Raw genomic sequence first — 23,500 nt, 5'->3', positions numbered from 1 at the left:
CGTGCCGTCGGACTGATCAGCGCCTGCGCCAGTCGCCGCCGTCGATGGGGGTGCCGGTGGAGCGCAGCCGGGCGGCGATGCGCGGAGCGGCCAGGTAGACCCAGGCGCGGGCGGTGGTGCCGTCGGCGGTGCGCACGACGTCCAGGGCGACCCGTTCGTACAGGTTGCGCGGGTCGCCCGGCGCGTACTCCTCCAGGCGGTCCAGGGCGGCGAGCAGTTCGGTGTAGGTCTCCGGCCGGGCGGTGACCAGTTCGCCGCGGATCCCGCCGCGGGGGCACTCGACGGCGTAGGGGTAGCCGGGGCCGTCGTAGAGCTCCGCGCCGGGCAGCCGGGCCGGTTCCGCCGACGCGGTGCGGCCCCGCAGGAACAGGTCGTGGTTGGCCTCGCCGGGGCGGAGGGTGCCGTAGACGAAGAACGGCAGCGGGGTCCCGGACGGCGCGGGCTCCTCAGTGATCACGGAAACGATTCTGTACCCCCTTCGGCTCCTCACACATCTCCATGTAGCGGCTATGGACATGACATGTCAGGGCCCCTTAAATCTCTGTGGACATCAGCGCCACCCCCACGCCCAGATCGGCGCCTCCCCGAGGAGACAGATGAGCCGGATACGCCCGCACGTCCGAGGAACCCGTCGTCTCACCACCACCGCCGCCGGCGTCGCCGTCACCACCGCGACCCTGCTGACCGTCACCCTCTCCCCCGCCGCCCACGCCGACACCAGACCGACCCGGTCCACCGCGATCCAGAACGCGGCCACGGCGCTCCTGGCCCATGCCACGGGCCTGGGCCTGACCTCCGCCGAGCACACCCGTGTCCGCGACGTGATCGTGGACAAGGACGGCACCCAGCACGTCCGCTACGACCGGACCTACCACGGACTGCCCGTACTGGGCGGCGACTTCGTGGTCCACCTGGCCCGGGACGGCGCCTACCGCAGCGCGAACCGGGCGACCCGCGGCACGATATCCCTCACCTCCGTCGTCCCGGAGGTCTCGGCCCCCAAGGCCGCCGACCTCGCCGTGAACGCCCTGCGCGCCGCCAACCTCGGCAACGCGCTCAAGCAGGTGAAGGCCAAGCCCGAGCTGATCGTCGACGCCCTGCACGGCGCCCCGAAGCTCGCCTGGCGCACCAACGCGGCGGGCCTGGACTCGCTCGGCAACCCGGTCGCCCGGACCGTGCTGACCGACGCCCGCACCGGCCGCCAGATCGACGCCTGGGACAGCATCGAGACCGCCGCCGGCGACGGCAAGTCGCTGTACAGCGGGACGGTGCCGCTGCAGACGACCCAGTCGGGATCGTCGTACCAGCTCAAGGACCCCACGCGCGGCAACACCTTCACCGGTGACGCCGAGGGCAAGACCGACCTGTGCTTCTTCGGCATCTGCTTCAGCCGGGCGCCCGCGACCCTGTTCACGGACGCCGACAACCACTGGGGCAGCGGCACCACCTCCGACCGTGCCTCGGCCGCCGTCGACGCCCAGTACGGCACCAACGAGACCTGGGACTACTACAAGAACGTCCAGGGCCGCAACGGCATCGGCGGCGACGGCAAGGGCTCGTACAACCGCGTCCACTACGGCAGCAGCTACAACAACGCCTTCTGGGACGACAGTTGCTTCTGCATGACGTACGGCGACGGTGACGGGACCACCTTCGGACCGCTGGTGGCCCTCGACGTCGCCGGGCACGAGATGACCCACGGCGTCACCTCCAAGACCGCCGCGCTGACCTACTCGGGCGAGTCCGGCGGGCTCAACGAGGCCACCTCGGACATCCTCGGCACGATGGTCGAGTGGTACGCGAACAACCCCTCCGACCCCGGTGACTACCTCATCGGCGAGAAGATCGTGAAGTCCGGCTTCGGCCAGCCCGCCCTGCGCTTCATGGACAAGCCGTCCAAGGACGGCAACTCGGCGGACTACTGGAGCGGTTCGGTCGGCAACCTCGACGTCCACTACTCCTCCGGAGTCGCCAACCACTTCGCGTACCTCCTCGCGGAGGGCAGCGGAGCGAAGACGATCAACGGCGTCAGCTACAACTCGCCGACGTACAACGGCTCCACGGTCACCGGCATCGGCCGGGACAAGGTCGGCAAGATCTGGTACCGGGCGCTGACGGTCTACATGACCTCCTCGACGAACTACGCCGGAGCCCGCACCGCCACCCTGAACGCCGCCAAGGACCTGTACGGCGCGGGCAGCACGGAGTACAACGCGGTGGCGGCGGCCTGGAGTGCCGTCAACGTCAACTGAGCTGCGGACACGCGGAGCAGCGTGCACCACGGGAGGGCCGGTGCCTGGGCGGGCACCGGCCCTCTCGGCCATTCGTGTTCTCTTCCCACCGGTTTCTCGCCCCGGCCCGCACACGCCCCGTGACCTGCCCGGACTTCACGCGGGCTAGGCCGTGTGGGGGCCGGGGGCGACACCCGTTCACCGCATTTCTGACGGCCTCTCAGGGAGCGGAACTCCCGGACTGCGACTTACCTCGGTAACGAACGGACCGAGACCCGAAGCCCCGGGGGAGCACCATGCGCCGCACCGCCCGTCTGCTGACCGGTACCGCGCTCGTCGTGGCAGCCGCGGCACCCGCCCACGCCGGCGGCACCGGAAGCCTGGAGGTGTCCCCCTCGACGGTGACCCCCGGCGGCCAGGTCACGGTGAACACCGCCGCGTGCGGGGACAAGGGCTCGGCGACCGGGGACGCGGGCGCGGTCGGCGCCGGTACCTTCACCCTGGCGCCCAGCTCGCACGAGGGCGAGGCGACCGGCCAGTTCCAGGTGCCGCCGAGCGCGCAGCCGGGGACCTACGAGATCGTCGCCACCTGCGCGACGGGCGACCGGCAGGTGAGGGGCGACCTGGTGGTGGCGTTGAGCGCGGCGCACGACCAGGTGCAGCCGCGGGGAAGCGTGAAGACGGGGGTCGGCGGCGCACTCGGCCCCGGCCCCGTACAGACCACGGCGGGTGTGGCGGCACTGGCCGTCGCCGCCGCGGGCGGTACCTGGCTCCTGCATCGCCGGGCGAGAGGCGACGGGATCTGACGGACACCCTCCGCTGTCCGTCGGCCGGTACCGCATGTCCCGCCCCCTCCGGGTCCGATGCCCCTCGCGGCCCGGAGGGGGAAGGGACCTCCGGGACCACCCTCAGCCCGGGGACCGCCCTCGCCCCGGGGACCGTCCTCCATCCGGAGACCGTCCTCGCTCCGGGGACCGCCCCGCGGTCGGGGATCTTCCCCACGGCCTGGGGATCACGCCCACGGGACGGGGATCATCCCCACGGTCGGGGGCTTTTCCCAGAGGACGGGAGTTCATCCCACGGGACGGGATCATCCCCGCAGTGGGGAGGCCCTTCCCGGGGGACGGGAGTTCATCCCACGGGACGGGATCATCCCCGCAGTCGGGAGGCCTTTCCCGGGGGACGGGGGATCATCCCCACGGGACGGGGATCATCCCGGCCTTCGGGGCCGCCCCCGGCATTCGGTGTCGTCCCTGGGACTTCGGGGGCTCGCCCCCGGGAGAGGGGTTCGTATGCGCAGGAGCGCCAGGCGTGACCGGCTCGGCGACACCGCGATAGCCGCGCTCACCGTCGTGGCCCTCGGATTCGGGGTGTGGCTGCTCGGCGGCGGTGCCGGGACGGACACGCCACCGCAGCCGGCCGCCGCCGAGGGCCGCCCGGATCCGGGCGAGGAGCGCCTCACGGCCCCCGCGCTCGCACCGTCGCCGCCCCTGCGCATCCGCATCCCCGCGATCCGTGTGAACGCCCCGCTGATGGGTCTGTCCCTCACCCCGTCCGGCAGCCTGGACGTGCCGCCCGCCCGGGAGAAGAACCTGGCCGGCTGGTACGAGTCCGGCACCATGCCCGGCGAGACGGGCACCGCGATCGTCGCCGGGCACGTCGACAACACCGAGGGACCCGCCGTCTTCTACGACCTGGGCGCGCTCAAGCGGGGCGCCCGCATCGAGGTGGACCGCCGGGACGGCAGCGTGGCCGTGTTCACCGTGGACGCGGTGGAGGTGTACGCGGCCCGCGACTTCCCCGACGACAAGGTGTACGGCGCGGCGCCCCGCCCCGAACTCCGCGTCATCACCTGCGGCGGCGGCTACTCGAAGGCCACCGGCTACCAGGGCAACGTCGTGGTCTTCGCCCATCTGACGGGCAGCCGCTAGGGGTTCGTGCGGTGCCGGCTCCCCGCCCGGCACGTGCCCCCCTGCCCCACGCCCCCACCGGCGCCGGCGCTCCTGGCTGTCCGCCGGGCACCTGGACCTGATGGCCCGGCGCGTGGCGGACGGACACGGCGGGGAGGACTCGGCGGGCTTGGTGGACCTGCCGCGCACATCCGAACGGCGGCCCGACCTCACACGTCCCCGCAGCGGCGGCTGAGGGCAGCGTTCCTCACGGGAAACAGATGTGATGCGGCCGGGTAACGTCGGGACCGCACGCTCAAGGGCATGACCTCGAATACGCGTGTGGTGGTGATCGGCGCCGGCCTCGCGGGCGTACGGCTCGCCCGGCGGCTCGGTGAGCTGGGCACGCCCGCGCTGCTCGTCGGCGAGGAGGAGCATCCGCCGTACAACCGGGTGCTGCTCGCCGAGGTGCTGGCGGGACGCTACGCCCCCGAGGTGATCGCCCTCCCGGCGCCGGCGGGACTGCTCCGGGCCCGGGTCACCGGGATCGACCGGGCCGCCCGGACCGTCCACTGCGCCGACGGTGGCTCGATCGCATACGACACGCTGGTCCTCGCCACCGGCTCCAACCCCGTACTGCCCCCGCTGCGCGGCCTGTTCACGCCCGACCACCAGCTTCCCGAGGGTGTCCACGCGTTCCGCACCATGGACGACTGCCTGGGGCTGGCCAAGGCGGTCCGGCCGGGTGTGCGCGCGGTCGTCATCGGGGGCGGGCTGCTCGGCGTCTCCGCCGCCCGCGCGCTCGCCGTGCGCGGCGCCCAGGTGGTCCTCGCCCAGCAGGCCGAGCGGCTCATGGAACGCCAGCTCGACCCGGACGCGTCCCGGCTGGTGCTGCGGCACCTCACGGATCTGGGCGTCGAGGTGCACACCGAGTGCCGGGTGCGGGACGTGCGCTGCCTCGCGGGGGCCGTCCGATCCGTGGAGCTGGCCGACGGTTACACGCTCGACGCCGACCTCGTCGTACTCGCCTGCGGGGTGCGCCCGCGCACCGGACTCGCCGAGCAGGCCGGTCTCGCCGTCCGCCAAGGCATCCTCGTCGACGACACGCTGCGCACCTCCGACCCGCACATCCACGCCGTCGGCGACTGCGTCCAGCACGACGGCACGGTCTACGGCCTGGCCGTCCCGGCGCTGGAACAGGCCGACACCCTCGCCGAGTTGCTCGCCGCGGACACGGGCGCGCGCTACCACGGCACCCGCTCCCTGACCCGGCTGACCCTCACCGGCCAGGGCTCCCCCTTCGACCTGGCCGCGTTCGGCGAGACCGAGGCGCGTCCCGGCGACGACGTCGTACGGCTCACCGACGCCACCCGCGGCACCTACCGCAAGGTCGTCGTCCGTGACGACCGCCTGGTCGGCGGGGTCCTCGTCGGCGAACTCGGCACCGTCGGCGCGCTCGCCCGCGCCTGGGAGGGAGCAGAGCCGCTCCCCGACGAAGGGCCCCTGCTCCACCTGCTCACCAACGACGGAGGCTCCTGATGACCACCGCCCCGGGGGCCACCCCCACGATCGTGCTCGTCGGCCACGGCATGGTCGGCCAGCGCTTCCTCGAAGCGCTCGCCGAGCGCGGCCTGACCGCCACGCACCGCGTGGTCGTGCTGTGCGAGGAGCCTCGTCCGGCGTACGACCGCGTCGCCCTCACCTCGTACTTCTCGGGCCGGACGGCCGAGGACCTCTCCATGACCGACATGGGGTTCATCGACACGCACGGCATCGAGCTGCACGTCGGCGACCCCGCGGAGACGATCGACCGAGAGGCGAAGAAGGTCACGGCCAGGTCCGGCCGGGTCTTCGGGTACGACACCCTCGTCCTCGCCACCGGCTCCTACCCGTTCGTGCCGCCGGTGCCGAACAAGGACGCCGAGGGCTGTTTCGTCTACCGGACCATCGAGGACCTGCTCGCCATCGAGGAGTACGCGAAGACGCGGGCGGCCACCGGCGCCGTGGTCGGCGGCGGGCTGCTCGGCCTGGAGGCGGCCGGCGCGCTCAAGGGCCTCGGGATGGACACCCACATCGTGGAGTTCGCGCCGCGCCTGATGCCGGTGCAGGTCGACGAGGGCGGCGGCGCGGCGCTGCTGCGGACCATCGAGGGCATGGGCCTGAGCGTGCACACGGGTGTGGGCACGCAGGAGATCGTCACGGACGCCTCCGGTGCCGTCACCGGCATGAAGCTGTCCGACGGCTCCGAACTCGCCACCGACATGGTGGTGTTCAGCGCCGGCGTCCGCCCCCGCGACCAGCTGGCCCGGGACTGCGGCCTCGCCGTCGGCGAGCGCGGCGGCATCACGGTGGACGAGCAGTGCCGTACGGTCACCGACCCGCACGTGTTCGCGATCGGCGAGTGCGCGCTGGCGGCGGACGGCCGGGTGTACGGCCTGGTGGCGCCCGGGTACGAGCAGGCGGAGACGGCCGCGGCGACGATCGCCTCCGACGAGGCCGCTTTCACCGGCGCCGACCTGTCCACCAAGCTGAAGCTGCTCGGCGTCGACGTGGCCTCCTTCGGTGACGCGCACGGCACCACCCAGGACTGCCTGGACGTCGTCTACTCCGACTCCCGTGCCGGCCTGTACAAGAAGCTGGTCATCGGCGCCGACGGCACGCTGCTCGGGGGGATCCTGGTCGGCGACGCCGAGGCGTACGGCACCCTGCGCGCCCTGACCGGCTCGGTGCCGCCCATCTCCCCCGAGTCGCTCGTCCTGCCCGCCGGAGCCGACTCGGGGGCCCAGCTCGGCCCGTCCGCCCTGCCGGACGAGGCGATCATCTGTTCCTGCCACAACGTCAGCAAGGGCACGATCCGCGCAGCGGTGACGGAGCACGCGTGCACCACCGTGCCCGAGGTGAAGAAGTGCACCAAGGCCGGTACCGGCTGCGGCAGTTGCGTGAAGGTGCTGGGCCAGCTGGTCGACGCGGAGCTGGCGGCGTCCGGCATCGAGGTCGACAAGGGCCTGTGCGGCTGCTTCACCCAGACCCGCGAGGAGCTGTACGAGATCGTCCTCGCCCTGCGCATCACGTCGTACCAGGACCTCCTGGACCGCTACGGCCGTGAGGGCGCCCGGGGCGGCGACGGCTGCGAGACCTGCAAGCCGGCCGTCGGCTCGATCATCGCCTCCCTCGCCCCGGCGATCGGCGCGAGCGGCTACATCCTGGACGGCGAGCAGGCGGCCCTGCAGGACACCAACGACCACTTCCTGGCCAACCTGCAGAAGAACGGCTCGTACTCGGTCGTGCCGCGCATCCCCGGCGGCGAGATCGCCCCCGAGAAGCTGATCGTGATCGGCGAGATCGCCCGGGACTTCGGTCTCTACACGAAGATCACCGGCGGCCAGCGGATCGACATGTTCGGCGCGCGGGTCGAGCAACTGCCACTGATCTGGGCCCGGTTGGTGGACGCCGGCTTCGAGTCCGGGCACGCCTACGGCAAGGCGCTGCGCACGGTGAAGTCCTGCGTGGGCTCCACCTGGTGCCGGTACGGCGTCCAGGACTCCGTCCGGATGGCGATCGACCTGGAGCTGCGCTACCGGGGCCTGAGGTCGCCGCACAAGCTCAAGTCCGCCGTCTCCGGGTGCGCCCGCGAGTGCGCCGAGGCCCAGTCGAAGGACTTCGGGGTGATCGCCACCTCCCACGGCTGGAACCTGTACGTCGGCGGCAACGGCGGCGCCACCCCGCGCCACGCCGATCTGCTGGCGCAGGACCTGTCCGACGCCGAACTCGTCCGTCTCATCGACCGGTTCCTGATGTTCTACATCCGCACCGCCGACCGCCTGGAGCGCACGAGCACCTGGCTGGAGCGGATCCCCGGCGGCCTGGACCACGTACGGGACGTGGTGGTGCACGACTCGCTCGGCATCTGTGACGAACTGGAACAGCTGATGCGGGCGCACGTCGCCCACTACCGCGACGAGTGGGCCGAGACCGTCAACGACCCCGACAAGCTCGCCCGGTTCGTGTCCTTCGTGAACGCCCCGGACACCCCGGACCCGGTCGTCGCCTTCGTCCCCGAGCGTGACCAGATCAAGCCCGACCTGCCGCTGCTGTCCATCGGCATCCGCCCCTCGGACACCGCGGCCGACGCCCTGGAAGGAAGCGCCCAGCGATGACCCTGGCTCTCGAGACCACCGACCTCAAGGTGCAACTCCGGCTGGCCGACGGCTGGTTCACGGCCTGCGACCTGAGCGCCCTCGCCCCGGGCCGCGGGGTGGCCGCCCTGCTGCCGGACGGTCGTCAGGTGGCCCTCTTCCGCGACCGCAGCGACCGGCTGTACGCCGTCGACAACCGCGACCCCTTCACCGGCGCGGCCGTCCTCTCCCGCGGCCTGACCGGCACCCACTCCGGCCGCCCGTTCGTGGCCTCGCCCCTGCTGAAGCAGCGCTTCGACCTGATCAGCGGGCAGTGCCTGGACGACGAGGCGGTGCGGGTGACGGCGTACGAGGTACGGGCCGCCTAGCCTCTGCCGGATCCCCACTTCTCTTGACTGACCGTTCCAGAAAAACCTAGGCTGCCGTACGTGGCCAGGACCAAGGAGTTCGATCCGGACGCCGCGCTGCGCTCAGCCCTGGAGCTGTTCTGGCGGCGCGGCTACGAGGCGACGTCGATGGCCGACCTGGTCGAGCACCTGGGCATCGGCAGGGCGAGCCTGTACGCGACGTTCGGCAGCAAGCACGAGCTGTACCTGAGGGCACTGGACCGGTACGGGCAGACCCAGAACCCCCTGCTGACCCGGGAGCTGTCCCGGCCCGGCCCGGTGCTGCCGGCCGTACGCGCGCTGGTGCGGCGGTTCGCCGCCGAGGCCACGGCCGAGGCGACCCGGGAGCAGGGCTGCCTGGTCACCAACACGGCGGTCGAACTGGCCCCGCACGACACGGCCGCCGCCCGCCGGGTGGAGCAGAGCTGGGACCACCTCGAGACCCTGCTGCACTCCGCCCTGGTCCGCGCGCAGGCGCAGGCCGAACTGGCCGCGGACCGCGACCCCCTCGCCCTCGCCCGCACCCTGCTCGTCCTGCTCCAGGGCCTGCGGGTGGTCGGCAAGGCCTCGCCGGACCCGGCCCGTGCCCGCGACGCGGCGGAGCAGGCCCTGACCCTGCTCGACTGACCGCGCGCCCTCCACTCGGAGGGCGTTTTCACCACCTCTTACTGAACCGATCGGTCAAGAAAAAGGGGAGATCATGACCGCCACCTCGACCGCACGCGCCCGCTTCTCCGGCCGGACGGCCCTCGTCACCGGCGCCGGCAGCGGCATCGGGCGGGGCATCGCCGTCGCCTTCGCCCGCGAGGGCGCGCACGTGGTCGTCGCCGGGCGCCGCAGGGAGCCGTTGGAGGAGACGGCGGCCCTGATCGAGCGGGCGGGCGGCAAGGCACTGGCCGTCACCGCGGACGTCACCAGCGCCGGCGACCTGCGGGCCCTGGTGTCCGCCACCGTGGACCGGTTCGGCTCCCTGGACGTGGCGGTGAACAACGCCGGCGTCATGACCGGGCGTGGGCGGCCCGCGGCGGACCTGCCCGAGGAGGACTGGCGCACGATGCTCGACGTCAACGTCACCGGCGTGCTCCTCGCCCTCCAGGCCGAGGTCGCCCGGATGCGGACCCAGCCGAACGGCGGGGCCATCGTGAACATCGCCTCCCGGATCGGCGTCCACAGCCGGCTGCGCGGCACCACCGGCTACGCCGTCACCAAGGCGGCCGTGTCGGTGCTCAGCCGCAGCGCCGCCCTGGACCACATCGCCGACGGTGTGCGCATCAACGCCGTCAGCCCCGGCCCCACCGCCACGGACATGTCCTTCCAGCCCGGCGAGACGGAGGCCGACCGGGCCGCCCGCATGCGCACCGACGTCCCGCTCGGCCGGGTCGCCACCGTCGAGGAGATCGCCGCCGCCGTGCTCTACCTGGCCTCGGACGACGCCGCCTCGGTCGTCGGCACCGACCTGGTGGTCGACGGCGGCTCGACGGCCTGACCCGGTTCAGTCGATCCCCGACCGCTCCACCCCCGCCACGATCCACCGCTGGAAGCACAGGAACACCAGCAGCAGCGGAAGGATCGACACGACGGCCGCGACGAACAGCTCGTGCAGCCGGATCACCTGGGACGTCGTGAACGACGACAGCGCCACCTGGACCGTCCAGGCGCTCCGGTCCTGCCCGATCACCAGCGGCCACAGGAAGGAGTTCCACGCACCGAGGAAGACGATCGCGCCGACCGCCGCGAACACCGGCCGCGCGTTCGGCACGACCACCAGCCAGTACGTGCGCCAGTACCCGAGCCCGTCGACCTGCGCCGCGTCCTCCAGCTCCCGTGGGAAGCCCAGGAAGTACTGCCGGAAGACGAAACAGGCGAACGCCGAGAACAGCGTCGGGACGACCAGTCCGCGCAGGGTGGAGATCCAGCCCAGCGACGACACCAGCACGAAGCTCGGTACGAAGGTCACGGCGGCCGGGACCAGCAGGGTGCCGAGGATGCCGTAGAAGACCTTGTTCGCGTGCCGGTACGGGATACGGGCGAGGCCGTAGCCCGCGAGGGACGCGAGGAACAGGGTGCCCAGCGTCGTGGCGACGGCGATCAGCGCGGAGTTGAGCAGGGAGCGGGCGAACGGCACGGACGGGTCGGCGAACAGCTCCCGGACGTTCCCCCACCTCAACTCGCCCGGGACAAAGGTCCATTCGGGCGAGGTGATGTCCTGCTCGCTGGACAGGCCGTTGCGCACCAGCAGATAGAACGGGATCAGGAAGACGAGCGCGAGCACGACGAGCAGCGCCAGCCGCAGCGCCCGCCCGGCCCGCACCAGGGCGTCATCCATCGGCGTCCGTCCTTCCCAGTTTCAGCCACCGCGCCTGCCCCACCGTGACAACGGCGATGATCAGGGCGAGGATCACCGCGCCCGCGCTGCCGACCCCGAGGTTCTGCCCCTGCCCGAGGGCGGTGTAGTAGAGGTAGACCAGCGGCGGCCGGGCGTACGGCGGATACCCCCGCGCGTCGGACAACAGGTTGTAGAACTCGTCGAAGGCCTGGAAGGCGTTGACGACGAGCAGCAGCACCACCGCGACCGAGGTGGCCCGCAGCTGGGGCAGGGTGATGTGGCGCAGCACCGTCCACCCCGGCCGGGCCCCGTCCACGGCGGCCGCTTCGTACAGCACCGGATCGATCCGCTGCAGCCCGGCCAGGAACAGGACCATGTAGAACCCGGCCTGCAGCCACAGCCGTACCGTGACGATGACCAGCCAGTACCAGGGCGGATCGGTGCCGGCCAGCCAGGCGACGGGATCGCCCCCGAACCACCCGAGGACCGTGTTCGCCAGCCCGAACCGCACCCCGTTGAAGATCGACATCTTCCACACCAGCGCGGCGACGACATAACTGCACGCGGCCGGCAGGAAGAAGACCGACCGGAAGAACGCGCGAGCGCGCTTGAGCCGGTTCACCATCAGGGCGAGGGAGAGCGAGCACACATAGGTCACCGGCACGATGAACGCGGTGAAGACAAGGAAGGTCTTCAGACTGCCGACGAACGCGTCGTCCTGCAGCATCGCCGTGTAGTTGTCCAGCCCGACGAAGTGCGTCGGCGTGACCGTGTTGTGGGCATCGAAGAAGCTGAGGCCCACGCTCCACAGCAGCGGAACGTAGGTGAACAGCGCGAGCCCGATCGCGAACGGCCCCACGAACACCCAGAACCACAGGGCCCTGCGGCGCCTCACGACGTCTTCTTCGCCTTCTTCACACGGTCGAGCTCGCCGGTCACCTTCCGTACGACGGCCCGCAGTTCACTCGCCGGATCGGCCCCGCTCGTGATGATCCGGCTGAGCGCGTCCTGGTAGGCGGTCTGCGAGGCGGGCGTCCACAGCAGGGGCTGGGCGTAGCCGTGGTCGGTGGTGAAGCGGACGGCGTCGGCGGCGGCGCCCGACCGCAGCCCGGCCGCCTTCCTGGCCAGGGAGATCCGGGCGGGGATGTGAAAGCCGTAGGACAGCGCGAAGTCCTCCTGGTAGTCGGTCCGCTCGACCCACAGCCACTTCACGAACTCCTTGGCGGCCTCCTGGTGCCTGCCGCGCGCACTGACGGCGGCACCGTAGGCTCCGACGGGTACGGCGGGCTTGCCGTGGCTGCCGTCCCCGGGAAACGGCAGCACGCCGAAGTCGTCGCCGAGTTCCTTCTTGATCTGCGGCAGCGCCCACAGCCCGGACCACTGCATCGCGGTCAGCCCCTGGACGAAGGCGGAGGGGTCGGACCAGTCGGTGGGCGCGCCGAGGAGGAGGGACTTGTCGGCGTACAGCTGGTGCAGCTTGCCGAGGGTGCGGGCGGCGGCCGGGTCGTCGAAGCCGACCTTGCCGTCCTCGGTGACGAACTGGAGCCCGGCGGCGTACAGGGGGGTACCGCCGAGGACACCGGCTCCCCCGTCGTTGCCCAGGAACAGCCCCTTGACCTTGCCACTGGTGAGTTTCCTCGCGGCGTCCACCAGGGCGTCGAGGGTGGCGGGCGGCTCGACCCCGGCGTCCTTCAGCAGGCTCCTCCGGTAATAGAGCATCTGCATGTCGATGACCTGCGGAATGCCCCAGACCCTTCCGTCGTACGTCTTCGGCGTGAGCACGGCCGGATTGAAGTCGCCCCTGACGCCCTCGATCAGACCGGTCAGGTCGACGACCTGCCCGCCCTGGATCTGGTCGAGCGTGGGGCCGTTCACCTCGAAGACGTCCGGTCCGGAGTCGGTGAGCAGGGCGGCTGCGGTCTGCTGGTCGTAGTTCCCGGGCCGCCACTGCACCGTGACCCGTGCCTTCCGGTAGGCGGCGGCGTACCGCTCGACGGCCTGTTCGGTGCCGGCCTCGCCGTACTGGTGGTACCACTGCGACAGCCGGGTCCCGTTGGCGTCCCCGCCCCCACGGCCGGTGTTGGACCCGCAGCCGGCGAGTAACCCGGCCCCTGCCGCTCCGGCCCCCGCGGCCAGCAGCGCCCTGCGGCTGATCGTCATCGTCGGTGCCCCCTGACGTCGGTCGTCTTCGTCATCGATGCACGGCCCAACGATCAACCATGCACGCCGATTACGAAAGGGGTGTTGCCGCCGTGTGTCGGGGAACGCGGGAAACGGACACCCGGGCGGCGAGCGGAACGGGCGCTCGGGCGGCGCGTGGACGTACGGGCGGCGATGCACAACTTTTCCGGCCCGGGGCGCATCCAACACAGTGAACCCTCATCCACCGATTCGCCCGATGGAGGCGGATACGACATGTTTGCATTTGCGCGAGGCTCGACCGCCGTACTGACCACCGCTCTCCTGGGCCTGACGGGTGCGTCAGCCGCGTGGAGCGCGACCCCGCCGGCCCACGCGGCGGCACCCCCGGCCTCGACCGCCGCCCGGACCTGCACCATGAGCGATCTCCACATCTCCATGGGCCACAAGGAGGGCGCGGCGGGATCGCTGTACTGGGCGATCCGGTTCACCAACACCAGCAGGACCGGCTGCGCCCTGCGCGGCTACCCGGGCGTCAGCGTCCTGGACACCGCGCACCGCCAGATCGGCCCGGCCGCCACCCACAGCGGCAGCCCCTACGGCACCGTCACGCTCGCCCCCACCCACTCCGCCTCGGCGATCGCGCGCACCACCAACGGCCCGGTGGGCGGGCCCTGCCTGCGCACCGGCTCCTACCTGCGGGTCTACCCGCCGGCCTCCCGCACCGCGACCCTGGTCCCGGCCGCCTGGACGACCTGCTCCGGCCTCTTCCAGGTCGGCCCGGTGAACGTCCACGGCAATTTCTGAGGGAGGAGGCAGCAGAGCCGATGGGGCCGCCGGGAAGGGCGGGACCCGGGGGCCGCCCCCGCGCTTCCCGGCGGTGCCGGATCAGTCACCGGGACCGGTGCGTTCCTCCAGACGTGAGCCACGCCGACGGGTGATCGACATCAGATCGCTCGGGGCGTCCAGTTCCAGGCGGTGCCAGCGGCCCCGGGGCACGATCACGGCCGTACCCGCCCCCAGCCGCACCATCTCCTCGGCGCCGCCCTCGACGGCGGGACGGAAGTACAGCCGCACACCGCCGGCCAGGCAGCACACGGCCTCCTCCGCGTCGGGATGCACCTCCCAGTGATCGGCGTGCACCTCGGCGTCGGTCTCCACGTGGAAGGCCGCGACCTGCCAGTCACCGGGGCCACCGTCCGCCATCCGCCGGGCCCCGGAACGGACGTCGCCGTCGGGCAGGAAGAAGAGCATCGAGGAGAAGAGGTCGACGGGGGTGATCGTCATGGCGTTGTCCCTTCCACGCGGGCACGCGGACTCGTACCGCTACTCGGACTCGTACTGCTCCCGGAGCTCGTACTGCTCGTGGGGCTCGTACTGGCGCTCGGACTCCGGCTCGGGTGGCGGGGCAGCACGCAGATCGCCACGGCCGCCGCGAGCAGGAAGAGGACGGCGGTGACGGCCAGGCCGAGGGCGTAGCCGTCGTTGAGCGCGCCGGGACCGCCGGCCGCGCCCGTACGGTGGGCGGCGACCGTGGCCAGGGTGGCCACTCCGATGCAGCCACCGAGCTGGCGTGCGCTGTTGAACAGTCCGGAGGCCATCCCGGCCTCGCCGGGCCGGACACCGGTCGTCGCCGCGGCCGCCGCCGGCGCGAACAGCAGCCCGATGCCGACGCTGGTGAGCAGGGACGGCCCGAGCACATCGGTGAGGAAGCCGCCGTGCGGGCTGATCCGGGAGTACCAGGCCATGCCCGCGGCGGCGAGCAGCGCGCCCGGCACCAGCGCGGTGCGGGGCGAGCGGGCCGCGGCGATGCGGGTCGCGACGAGGGTGGCCGCCACCGAGCCCGCGCAGAACGGCAGGAACGCGGCACCGGTCGCTGCGGCGCCGAGGCCCAGGACCTGCTGGAGGTACAGGGAGACGAAATAGAACGCGGTGAACTGCCCGGCCGCGGCGAGGAACACCAGCAGATCGGCACCGACGACCCAGCGGCTGCGCAGCAGCCCGAGCCGCAACAGCGGGGCGGTCGCCCGGGATTCGACGAGGACGAACGCCGCCAGCAGGAGGGCGGCGGCGCCGAGCGTCGTCAACGTCCTTGCCGACGCCCACCCTTGCACGTCGGTCCGTACGACACCGAACACCAGCAGACCCGTACCGCCGGTCCCCAGCAGCGCTCCGAGCACGTCCAGCCGCTCGCGCCGGACCGGCCGGGGCTCGGCCGGTACGGCCACGCGGGCCAGGGCGAGCGCCGTCGCCACGATGGGCAGATTGACCAGCATCACCCAGCGCCAGCCCGCGTACTCGGTGAGCACTCCGCCCGCGAGCACCCCCAGCGCGCCCCCCACGGCGTTCATCCCGCTCCACACTCCGAGGGCGCGGACACGCCGGGGGCCGTCCGTGAAGGTGGTGGTCAGCAACGCCAGCGCGGCGGGCGCGGTGGCGGCGGCACCCACGCCCTGCCCCGCTCGGGCGGCGATCAACTCCCATGGTTCCTCGGCGAGTCCGCCGGCGAGCGAGCAGACACCGAAGCAGACCAGCCCCGCCACGAACAGCCGACGCGGGCCGTACAGATCGCAGGCCCGGCCGCCGAGCAGCAGAAACCCGCCGAAGGTGAGCGCGTACACATGCACGACCCAGGCGAGGTCGAGCGGGGCGAAGCCGAGGGAGGTGCGGATCGCTGGAAGCGCGACATTGACCACGGCCATGTCGAGAGCGACGACGAACTGGGCCACAGCGGCGGCAGTGAGCACGGCCGCCGGACTGCCTCGTAAGTTTCTATACATGTAAGAAAACTAGCGTGCGCTGATCCTGGTTGTCGACACCTGGGCGGCCGGGGAAGGCAGATGCCGAGACAAGACAGGGAAGGCAAGCCCCCGACGCACCGACACCGAGGGCATGATGGGAGCCATGCCGCACCCCCCTGCCGCCCCCCGCAAGCCCCCCGGCCGCCCGGCCCGCATCTCCCGTGCGGAGATCATCCGGACGGCGCTCCGGATCGTGACGGAGGACGGCGTGGACCGGCTGACCATGCGCAGGCTCGCCTCCGAGATCGGCAGCACGCCCATGGCCCTGTACCACCACGTCCGCGACAAGGAGGAACTGCTGATCCTCCTGCTGGACGACTACGCCGCCCGGACCCTGCGCCGGCCGTCCGAACCCCCCGCAGACCCGCGCGAACGCGTCATCGCCGCCGCGACCGCGATCCACGAGGTGCTGGCCGCCTGCCCCTGGGTCGTGGAGGTCCTGACGGCGGACGACCTGATGTCGACGTCCGCGCTGTGGTTCGTCGAGCAGATGGTGGACGGGCTGACGGACTGCGGACTGTCCCTGGAGCAGGCCGTGCACGGCTACCGGACGATCTGGTACTACACCGCCGGCGAGATCGTGGTCCGTGCGACAGCGGCCCGCCGGCGCACGACCGACGACCGCCCGACCTACCGCGACCGCGTCTTCGCCGACCTCGACCCGGCCGAACTCCCCCGCCTGGCAGAGGTGTCGAGCCGCTGGGCCCCCCTGACCGCCGAGGACACATACGCCCCCGGCCTCCGCGCCCTGCTCAACGGGCTCCTGGCGACACCGGATTGACCAACACAACGGGGCGGCACCCACACCGGGCACCGCCCCACGCCACTGTCGGCGCTCAGTCCCGCCGGATCAACTCGGGGTCGATGCGCCGCCCGATCAACGGCAACGACCCGAGCGCGGCGACGACAACGGCCGCGAGCGCACACACGAGCAGCAGCGGAACACCCTCGCCGTCCCAGAAGATCGCACCACCGCCAGTGACGAGGTAACTCGACTCGGCGGCCTTCCCTGCGACGACAGCCAGCACCAGCCCCACGGTCAACGGCAGCACGACCTGCGCAACCTGGGCGGTCCGCAGGGTGCGCGGCCGCGCGCCGAGCAAAGCCAGTGCCGTGACCTGCGGCTTCCGTTCCATGGCACGGTCCGTGGTCGCGACCAGGTAGGCGGCCACACCGATGATCAGGCCGAGCACCATGCCGATGGCAAGCAGGGTTTTGACGACGGTGATCTGCTGGAGGGCGGTTACGTTGATGCCGTAGGGGTCCACGGCGATCGTGGGGTCGACGGCGCCGATCCCGTCCAGCACGTTTCGCACTGTTTCGGGGTTCGAGTCGCTGACCAGAACCAGGGTCGCGCCGTCAGGACGGTAGCCGGTGGGGAGGAAGGACGGTGGCAGGAGGACGTCCGCGTCCATAGCCTGGATGTCGTCCCAGTCGCGGTACCGAAGGACGTCTTGCGGCACTTTCAGTCGCTGGACGCGGCGGTGCCCGCTCTTCCAAAAGTGGAACTGGAAGGTTGCTCCCGGTTTGACGTCGTCGCGAGGATATCCGCTGACCACGTCCAGCAGCCGGACGGGACGGCCGTCGACGCAGCCGTCGGCCTTCGGCACCGAATCTCGCAGCTGGCCGCATGTGGCGATCACCGCGTCGAGACCGGGCTGGTACGTGTCGACGCGGAGATCCGTCCATGACCGCACTCGGACGGCATGCCCCCGAAGGCCTCTGATGCTCTCCAAAGCATGCTGCTCCTCGGCCGTCACACCGTCGAGCCCGACGCTATAGATCTGCACGGGTGAGTTGTGCTTGGAAACCTGGTCGAGTTCGATCAGAACGCCTTGGACGAGCGAAGCCGCGTAGACCAACAGGACCAGGCCCGTCGCCACACGGAGAGCACCACCCGATTCCGCCTCGTTGCGACGCATGGCCAGGCCCAAGGACAGCGAGCCGCTCGAGCGGGCCACCCTGCGGGCAAGAGCCCGCGAGAGGAGCGGAAGCGCCAGTACGAGACCGGCACCGACCAGTACGACGGCGAGTGGCATGAGAACGGCGGACACGTGCGTGTCCCGCGGCGCATGGCCCGTCGCGCCCGCCACGCAGTACCCGGCCACGATGCCCAGCCCGGGAACGAGCGGCAGCAACCCCCACTTGGCGGGTGGCTTCTGCACGGCACTGCGCCGTACGGCCAGCGGATTCGCCGCCGCCTTCCGAGCACTCGCCCGCCCCACGAACCATGCGAGTGCAGGGCAGCCGACCAGACAGGTGAGGATCGTCGAAAAGCTGAGCGCGCCGTCAGCCGGATACCACTTGAAGCCGGGGAGGCCCGCACGGCTGATCAGCTGGTTGGCGAAGGCGTAGAGACCCAGGCCGAGTACGACACCGAGCATGGCGGCAGCCACCGTTTCGGCCGCATTGACCCGTTGGACAGCCTTCGTGCTCAAGCCGAGAAGTCGCAGCGCGGCCAACCGCCGTAGTCGGACGGCGGCGGAGAGCCTGGCGCACACGGAGAGGAAGACTGCCAGTGGCAGCAGCACGACGCCGGCGAGGGTGAACCGTACGATGTCGAGCGTCGAGTTCTCCACTGTGGGGCTCGGCGGGTAGGGCATGCCGAACAGCGTCACGACGTCGGCGTCCTTGAGGCTGTCCGGGGGGACGCCGATGTACGCGTACAACTCATCGGGGTTCGCTAGGCCTTGGGCGCCGATGAGTCCTCGCTCCCGTCCCGGGAGGAGTTTGGCCAGCCCTGGTTCCTCTTGGAGCACCTCGTGCAGCCGCGGAGACAGGACGATCTCACCCGGGCGCGGGAGTTCCACCAGCCCTGGTGGCGGCTCGATGCGTTGGGTGCCCGGTGTGATGAAGACGCGGGTCATGGGCCGGGAGCCGAGCGGGTCCGTCCTGGTCAGCTGCCGTGGGGCCCCCTTGGTGCCGGTGCAGTGCCCCTGCAAGTCCCTGGCACAGGTCGGCTGGCGCGCAGCCATGCGGGAGTCCTGGGCGGCCAGGATCCCTGGGATGGTCAGGACCACGGCGAGGCAGCTCACGCCAACCGCACTGCCCAGGGTCATGAGGAGGAACCTCACCCGGCTCCCTCGCCCGCTGCCCAGGAGCAGGCGCAACCCGAGGAGGAGCTCTCTCACGTCGCCTCCCGGGTATGGGACGCCAGAACGCCGTCGCGCATCCTGTAGTGACTGTCCGCGCGGGCTGCCACCTGCTCGTCGTGCGTGACGAGCACCACGGCCGTCCCCTGGGACCGCGCCAGGCTCAAGAACTCCTTCAGTACGGCCGTGGCGTTTGCACTGTCGAGGGAGCCGGTGGGCTCGTCGGCGAATACAACGGCCGGCTGGTGGACCAACGCGCGGGCGACGGCGACGCGTTGACTCTGTCCCCCGGACACCTGCGAGGGCCGACGGCACCGCAGATCCGCGAGGCCGAGCCGACCGAGCACCTCGCCCGCGGCGGCGAGCGCGGGGGCCTTGCGTTGTCCGGCCAGACGAAGAGGCAGGGCGGTGTTCTCCTCGATGGTCAGTTCAGGCAGGAGTTCACCGTACTGAAAGACGAACCCGAACCGCTCGCGGCGGAGGGTGCTGAGTTCGTCGTCGGGCAGCTCAGCGAGGACGCGCCCCTCGAATCGGACCTCGCCGCGAGCGACGGGCAGCACTCCGGCCAGGCAGTACAGCAGCGACGACTTGCCCGAGCCGCTCTGCCCGGTGATCGCCGCAACTTCACCGCGGTGCAGGGAGATCTCCGCGTTTCGCACCGCAGGGGTATCACCATAGAAGAGGTCGACACCCGCGGCGGACAGGACTTCTGACGTGTTGATGGCGTTCCCCTAGGGAGGGTGCGAGCCCGAATGCGGGGATCCGGGCTCTGGATGTACGAAAGAGTCCTAGTGGTTAGCGAGGTGCTGCTCGGGAGAGCAGTTGTCCGGGCGGAGGCTTCCCCGGTCGCGACACGCACGCATGTAGGCGTCGTTGGTGTAGCGCTCAGCACCGTCCCAGTTGGAGTGGTGCATCCAAACCGACCGCTTCTGCTTCCCGTAGTACCGCACCCAGTCGTGCCCCTCGACGCGGACCTGCATGTAAACGTTGTGGTCGTCACCTCCGTCCGCGTCGCGGAGCCTGCCGGCCCACTCGAAGGCACCGTGGTTCACTTCGGCGGGGTTGAACTTGTACCGGCCCTCCATGAACTCGACGCCTCCTGACCTGAGGAGAGGAATCGACGCGGACCATGCCGCGGCTGCCGTCCCCGCACCTGTGAGGATCACACCGGCCGCCGCCAACCCCGCCAACGCCTTCTTCATCCTGGTACCTCCGTCATCACCGGCAGCTCCGACAGCCACCGCGTGATCACGGAATGTAACGCTATGAAAGCGCAAAGAAACGATCTGCCCTCCTCATCACCACCACATCAGGTGATCCACAACCAGACACCGACCGAAACCCGCCGCTCCTCCTCGACGTGCCCCAACTCGGCGACGACACCCGCGCCCACCTCAACCCACAGCCGACGGACACGGCCGACACGCGCCAGACCACCCCGCGCTCGACCGCATGCGCGGCCGGTCGGTTGCCGTCGAGCGTTCACGCGTCCTTGAGGCCCTCCCACGGGTACCTCGGGATGATGCCCTCTTGGTGGGCCATCTTCAGGATGCTGGTGCAGACGTTCCAGGGCGTCGGCACGACGGTCCGGCGCAGAGGTCCTTTGGTGCTCCGACGGAACGCAGCCCGGAAACGACGCACCGAGCCGAGCAGTACGGGCTATCGGCCGTTGGTGGGCTCTCGAAAATGGCTGACCGAGCGGACGTCATCCTGAGCCTGTGCCCGCCCGCTGCCGCGGAGGACGTTGCGCGTTCCGTCGCCACATGCTCCTACTCCGGGACGTACGTCGACGGGAACGCTGTCTCCCCCGCGACGATGGCGAGGATCAGCAACATCATGCGGCCTTCCGGGGCGACGGTCGTTGAGGGCTCGGTGATCGGTTCGCCGCCGTCGGCGTCAAAGAGCCCGCGCCTGTACCTCTCAGGGCCGAGCGAGGCTCTGCCGAGAGTGGCCGAGCTCTTCGCCGGGAGCGCCGTCCAGGCACGGCCCCTGGATGGCGGCATCGGGCAGGCATCCGCCCTGAAGCTGTCGTACAGCAGCTACCCGAAGGCGAGCCGCGTCCTCGCCGCCGTCGCGTACGGGCTCGCCAGTGACTTCGGGCAGGGCTGTGCGACCAGCTATCTGACGGAGACGGGCTACTTCCCCAAGGTCGCGGCTCGGTCCTGGCGGTAGGGCCCCGAGATGAGGGAGGCGGCGCTCGCGCTCGCAGAGGTCGGCTTGCCCTCTGAGCTGGCCGACGCTGCCGCCGCGGTCATGGAGCGCTGGGATGGCCTCAAGGACACCTCGCCCGCACTCCGCTCAGGTACTCGCGAGCTACACGCCGCCCCGCCCGGCGGGCCGGTCTAGCGGGTCAGCCTCCGCAGCATCTCGATGGCCTCCGCGGCACTCGACACGATGAGGTCGGGCTCGCGGAGACCATCGGCCCATTCACGGCCACCGGCCACCCAGGCGGTCCGCAGTCCAGCCGCCTGTGCCCCCGCTACGTCCATCGCGGGGTTGTCGCCCACCAACCACCCTCCGGCGCTCAGCGGGACGCCACAGGCCGCGGCTGCGGCATCGAAGACGGCGTGCTCTGGCTTTCGTACTCCGACACCTCCGGAGATGGCAACCCCGTCGAAGAGCCCGGCGAGCCCGGTCACCTCGAGCTTGGCACTCCGGATATCGACCCTGAGCCAACGTCTCGTTCTTCCGCAGGTGCGCGAGAACCAGCAGAGCCTGCTTGAAGCAGCTCAACCTCCGCCAGACCGGTCGAACGCCTTCGGGCGTAGATGAGCCATGAGACATGCTCAGCCAGCTCGTGCGGGACGTCGAGCTGGAAGGATACGGAACCAACGAAGCCCCCCGGCCGATGGCGTGTTGAGTGAGATCACCACACCAACGACGAGGGGCTTCGCCACGTCACCCCATCCGACCAGCCCATGTCACCCGGCCAGGACAAGATGAAAGAGGTTCAGTTACGCGATACGAGGCCAAGAACTCCGCGCCGGTTCTGGACCTGCGGGAGGATTCTTTCGCGCACTTCCGGCGAACCGATGATTACAGCAATTTTCCCGGCATCGTTGCGGCGTTCGGCGATGGAAACGTTGCCTCGTTGACCAGAAGCAGATGCATGATCCCGAGACGAGTAATCAATCACCATCGCCGACTTGCTGCAAGCCAGTGAGACCCACAGTCCAGATCCGCTCGCCCCAGCTGCCGAGGCGAAACTGTAGGGGCCGGCAGGGTAGCTTGCAGTACCTTCTGAATTATTTTTCGGCCACGCTGAAGTAACATGGATCAGCGATCGCGTAGAGTTCTTCGCGTCACCTACTCGAAGTCCGCAGGAATCGCCCTGGATGTACGCTACCAGGCGATAAGAACTCTCACGCACTTCACCCACCACTTTAGGGGGTCGCGATTTAGGAGGGAATTCATTCGCCGAAATGATGCGCTCTTCATTTGAGTCGACAGACTTGAGCTGACTCAGAGGAGTGAATTGATCGGGCGATGACTCATGCGTAATCCCCTCACTTCCCCCCATGCATCCCACGCACGAAAATGAAAGGGTGACCCCCAGGATTAAATTTCGCATCACCCGCACCAATGGAATCACCCTTTCACGTTCCACGATTACCGGCGGCTAGCTATCCCAGCCACTGGTTGAAGCATACGCCAATCGGCTTATATACGTCGACCAGCCGAACCCCGGGTATGGGCCAATGCGGGATGCTGACGCGGACCTTGTAGTGATGCAGGAGAGTGTACGCCTCGATGGTACCGAACTTGCCTTTGGGGACCTCATATCGGGTCTCGTTCGCCACTCTGTAGGTTTTCGTCACGCTAAATCCCACGGCGGCGGAGATGGCACCCGAATCGACCCCGGCGTTGCCACTGAGTACGACTGATCTTTCCTTATTGATCGACAGCACCAGAGTGGTCTTGCCGCTGCCGCTCGTCTTCCCAATCACTTCGGTGCTGCACGCCTCGCCCAGATCTTGTTCTGGCCGGGCGGGAGTCGCTTTGAGTGATCGTGTGTAATCAGCGTTCCGCTTGATCGTCAACTGAGCGCCGGGCTTGAAGAGGCTTCCAGATATATTTCCCCCAGGCTCGAAGAATTGACTGACGGGACTTGTAGAAGCAGTCTCTGTTCCCCCCTGAGCCAGCGCCGGCGTTGCTGAAGTAAGCCCTAATCCCGCGCTCATGGCGAGTGCGCCGATCAGCGCGCCGATCCTTGCTGTGCGATTCATGACTTCCCCTAGGGTCGTGGTCTGCTTTTTTGCCGCAATCGGATGCCGGGTGCGGACTTGAATGAAGCTAACCGGCATTCACATTCGGCGCCAGTACAGTGGATCACTTCAAGCCAACTATTAGCCGCCGGAATAATCCATTCTGAAATTACCGGGCGGCACACAGTCACCCATAAGAGATATAAGATGTCCCCCGCAACCGAATTGAGGGAGAATTGAGGTCGGAATGACCAGTTCCGGTAATAGCTCCTGGTTGATTATTTCCTATTTGTTA

General features: G+C 70.0%; 24 protein-coding genes. 12 read left to right on the top strand and 12 right to left on the bottom strand.

Annotated features, from left to right (window positions below; genetic code table 11):
* Positions 1–16 precede the first annotated feature (16 nt).
* Positions 17–457 (bottom strand): gamma-glutamylcyclotransferase family protein, encoded by a 441-nt coding sequence (locus ACWC94_RS13650; RefSeq protein ID WP_450796706.1) that lies wholly within the window; start codon positions 455–457, stop codon positions 17–19.
* Positions 458–596: 139 nt separating this feature from the next.
* On the opposite strand from ACWC94_RS13650, the gene ACWC94_RS13645 reads away from it, so the two are divergent.
* The 8 genes from ACWC94_RS13645 (at position 597) to ACWC94_RS13610 (ending at position 10,128) form a co-directional block, all read left to right on the top strand.
* A complete protein-coding gene (locus ACWC94_RS13645) occupies positions 597–2,252 on the top strand; it encodes a M4 family metallopeptidase (protein WP_450796705.1) in 1,656 nt (551 codons plus the stop codon).
* Between the two features lie 275 nt (positions 2,253–2,527).
* A complete protein-coding gene (locus ACWC94_RS13640; RefSeq protein WP_450796704.1) occupies positions 2,528–3,037 on the top strand; it encodes a hypothetical protein in 510 nt (169 codons plus the stop codon).
* 486 nt (positions 3,038–3,523) lie between these two features.
* The gene (locus ACWC94_RS13635; RefSeq protein ID WP_450796703.1) at positions 3,524–4,162 is read left to right on the top strand and encodes a class F sortase; all 639 of its coding nucleotides are present in this window, start codon (positions 3,524–3,526) and stop codon (positions 4,160–4,162) included.
* Between the two features lie 282 nt (positions 4,163–4,444).
* Positions 4,445–5,659 carry an NAD(P)/FAD-dependent oxidoreductase gene (locus tag ACWC94_RS13630; protein WP_450796702.1) on the top strand — a complete coding sequence of 405 codons (1,215 nt, stop codon included), beginning with the start codon at positions 4,445–4,447 and terminating at the stop codon, positions 5,657–5,659.
* The gene (nirB, locus tag ACWC94_RS13625; RefSeq protein WP_450796701.1) at positions 5,659–8,277 is read left to right on the top strand and encodes a nitrite reductase large subunit NirB; all 2,619 of its coding nucleotides are present in this window, start codon (positions 5,659–5,661) and stop codon (positions 8,275–8,277) included. Before ACWC94_RS13630 ends, nirB begins: the two co-directional genes overlap by 1 nt.
* The gene (gene nirD / locus ACWC94_RS13620; protein ID WP_450796700.1) at positions 8,274–8,624 is read left to right on the top strand and encodes a nitrite reductase small subunit NirD; all 351 of its coding nucleotides are present in this window, start codon (positions 8,274–8,276) and stop codon (positions 8,622–8,624) included. Before nirB ends, nirD begins: the two co-directional genes overlap by 4 nt.
* Before the next feature lie 60 nt (positions 8,625–8,684).
* Positions 8,685–9,269 carry a TetR/AcrR family transcriptional regulator gene (locus ACWC94_RS13615; protein WP_450796699.1) on the top strand — a complete coding sequence of 195 codons (585 nt, stop codon included), beginning with the start codon at positions 8,685–8,687 and terminating at the stop codon, positions 9,267–9,269.
* 73 nt (positions 9,270–9,342) lie between these two features.
* Positions 9,343–10,128, top strand: coding sequence for an SDR family NAD(P)-dependent oxidoreductase (locus ACWC94_RS13610; protein ID WP_450796698.1), 786 nt, complete (start codon positions 9,343–9,345; stop codon positions 10,126–10,128).
* A gap of 6 nt (positions 10,129–10,134) precedes the next feature.
* Here the strand turns inward: ACWC94_RS13610 and ACWC94_RS13605 are convergent, their stop codons facing one another.
* Genes ACWC94_RS13605 through ACWC94_RS13595 form a run of 3 tightly spaced genes read right to left on the bottom strand, consistent with a single transcriptional unit; the run spans position 10,135 to position 13,128 of the window.
* Complete coding sequence (locus ACWC94_RS13605) at positions 10,135–10,968, bottom strand: carbohydrate ABC transporter permease (RefSeq protein ID WP_450796697.1); 834 nt, start codon at positions 10,966–10,968, stop codon at positions 10,135–10,137.
* Positions 10,961–11,863: a carbohydrate ABC transporter permease gene (locus ACWC94_RS13600; RefSeq protein ID WP_450796696.1), complete on the bottom strand. Its 903-nt coding sequence runs from the start codon at positions 11,861–11,863 to the stop codon at positions 10,961–10,963. Before ACWC94_RS13600 ends, ACWC94_RS13605 begins: the two co-directional genes overlap by 8 nt.
* Positions 11,860–13,128, bottom strand: coding sequence for an ABC transporter substrate-binding protein (locus ACWC94_RS13595; RefSeq protein WP_450796695.1), 1,269 nt, complete (start codon positions 13,126–13,128; stop codon positions 11,860–11,862). The genes ACWC94_RS13600 and ACWC94_RS13595 overlap by 4 nt, the downstream gene beginning before the upstream one ends.
* Before the next feature lie 255 nt (positions 13,129–13,383).
* Here ACWC94_RS13595 and ACWC94_RS13590 point away from each other — a divergent pair, with 255 nt between their 5' ends.
* A complete protein-coding gene (locus tag ACWC94_RS13590; protein WP_450796694.1) occupies positions 13,384–13,914 on the top strand; it encodes a DUF4232 domain-containing protein in 531 nt (176 codons plus the stop codon).
* An 81-nt stretch (positions 13,915–13,995) separates the two neighbouring features.
* Here ACWC94_RS13590 and ACWC94_RS13585 read toward each other — a convergent pair whose 3' ends face one another.
* Positions 13,996–14,394 carry a cupin domain-containing protein gene (locus ACWC94_RS13585; protein WP_450796693.1) on the bottom strand — a complete coding sequence of 133 codons (399 nt, stop codon included), beginning with the start codon at positions 14,392–14,394 and terminating at the stop codon, positions 13,996–13,998.
* On the bottom strand, positions 14,391–15,887 hold the full coding sequence (locus tag ACWC94_RS13580) for an MFS transporter (RefSeq protein WP_450796692.1): 1,497 nt from the start codon (positions 15,885–15,887) through the stop codon (positions 14,391–14,393). Before ACWC94_RS13580 ends, ACWC94_RS13585 begins: the two co-directional genes overlap by 4 nt.
* A 124-nt stretch (positions 15,888–16,011) precedes the next feature.
* On the opposite strand from ACWC94_RS13580, the gene ACWC94_RS13575 reads away from it, so the two are divergent.
* Positions 16,012–16,689, top strand: coding sequence for a TetR/AcrR family transcriptional regulator (locus ACWC94_RS13575; RefSeq protein ID WP_450796691.1), 678 nt, complete (start codon positions 16,012–16,014; stop codon positions 16,687–16,689).
* 55 nt (positions 16,690–16,744) lie between these two features.
* Here the strand turns inward: ACWC94_RS13575 and ACWC94_RS13570 are convergent, their stop codons facing one another.
* From ACWC94_RS13570 to ACWC94_RS13560, 3 genes are all read right to left on the bottom strand, one after another.
* Complete coding sequence (locus ACWC94_RS13570; protein WP_450796690.1) at positions 16,745–19,039, bottom strand: FtsX-like permease family protein; 2,295 nt, start codon at positions 19,037–19,039, stop codon at positions 16,745–16,747.
* A complete protein-coding gene (locus ACWC94_RS13565; RefSeq protein ID WP_450796892.1) occupies positions 19,036–19,722 on the bottom strand; it encodes an ABC transporter ATP-binding protein in 687 nt (228 codons plus the stop codon). The genes ACWC94_RS13570 and ACWC94_RS13565 overlap by 4 nt, the downstream gene beginning before the upstream one ends.
* Positions 19,723–19,788: 66 nt before the next feature.
* Positions 19,789–20,202, bottom strand: coding sequence for a hypothetical protein (locus ACWC94_RS13560; RefSeq protein WP_450796689.1), 414 nt, complete (start codon positions 20,200–20,202; stop codon positions 19,789–19,791).
* Positions 20,203–20,452: 250 nt separating this feature from the next.
* On the opposite strand from ACWC94_RS13560, the gene ACWC94_RS13555 reads away from it, so the two are divergent.
* Positions 20,453–21,172 carry an NAD(P)-binding domain-containing protein gene (locus tag ACWC94_RS13555; protein ID WP_450796688.1) on the top strand — a complete coding sequence of 240 codons (720 nt, stop codon included), beginning with the start codon at positions 20,453–20,455 and terminating at the stop codon, positions 21,170–21,172.
* Positions 21,173–21,181: 9 nt separating this feature from the next.
* Positions 21,182–21,346, top strand: a complete 165-nt coding sequence (locus ACWC94_RS13550; protein ID WP_450796687.1) for a hypothetical protein — start codon at positions 21,182–21,184, stop codon at positions 21,344–21,346.
* Here ACWC94_RS13550 and ACWC94_RS13545 read toward each other — a convergent pair.
* The 3 genes from ACWC94_RS13545 to ACWC94_RS13535 form a co-directional block, all read right to left on the bottom strand.
* Positions 21,343–21,639: an HAD family hydrolase gene (locus tag ACWC94_RS13545; RefSeq protein ID WP_450796686.1), complete on the bottom strand. Its 297-nt coding sequence runs from the start codon at positions 21,637–21,639 to the stop codon at positions 21,343–21,345. The genes ACWC94_RS13550 and ACWC94_RS13545 overlap by 4 nt on opposite strands.
* A 311-nt stretch (positions 21,640–21,950) precedes the next feature.
* On the bottom strand, positions 21,951–22,592 hold the full coding sequence (locus ACWC94_RS13540; protein WP_450796685.1) for a hypothetical protein: 642 nt from the start codon (positions 22,590–22,592) through the stop codon (positions 21,951–21,953).
* Positions 22,593–22,623: 31 nt separating this feature from the next.
* On the bottom strand, positions 22,624–23,226 hold the full coding sequence (locus ACWC94_RS13535; RefSeq protein WP_450796684.1) for a hypothetical protein: 603 nt from the start codon (positions 23,224–23,226) through the stop codon (positions 22,624–22,626).
* Positions 23,227–23,500: the final 274 nt, after the last annotated feature.

Source organism: Streptomyces sp. NPDC001135 (genome assembly GCF_053598395.1).
This window is presented reverse-complemented; position numbering and strand designations above follow the sequence as displayed.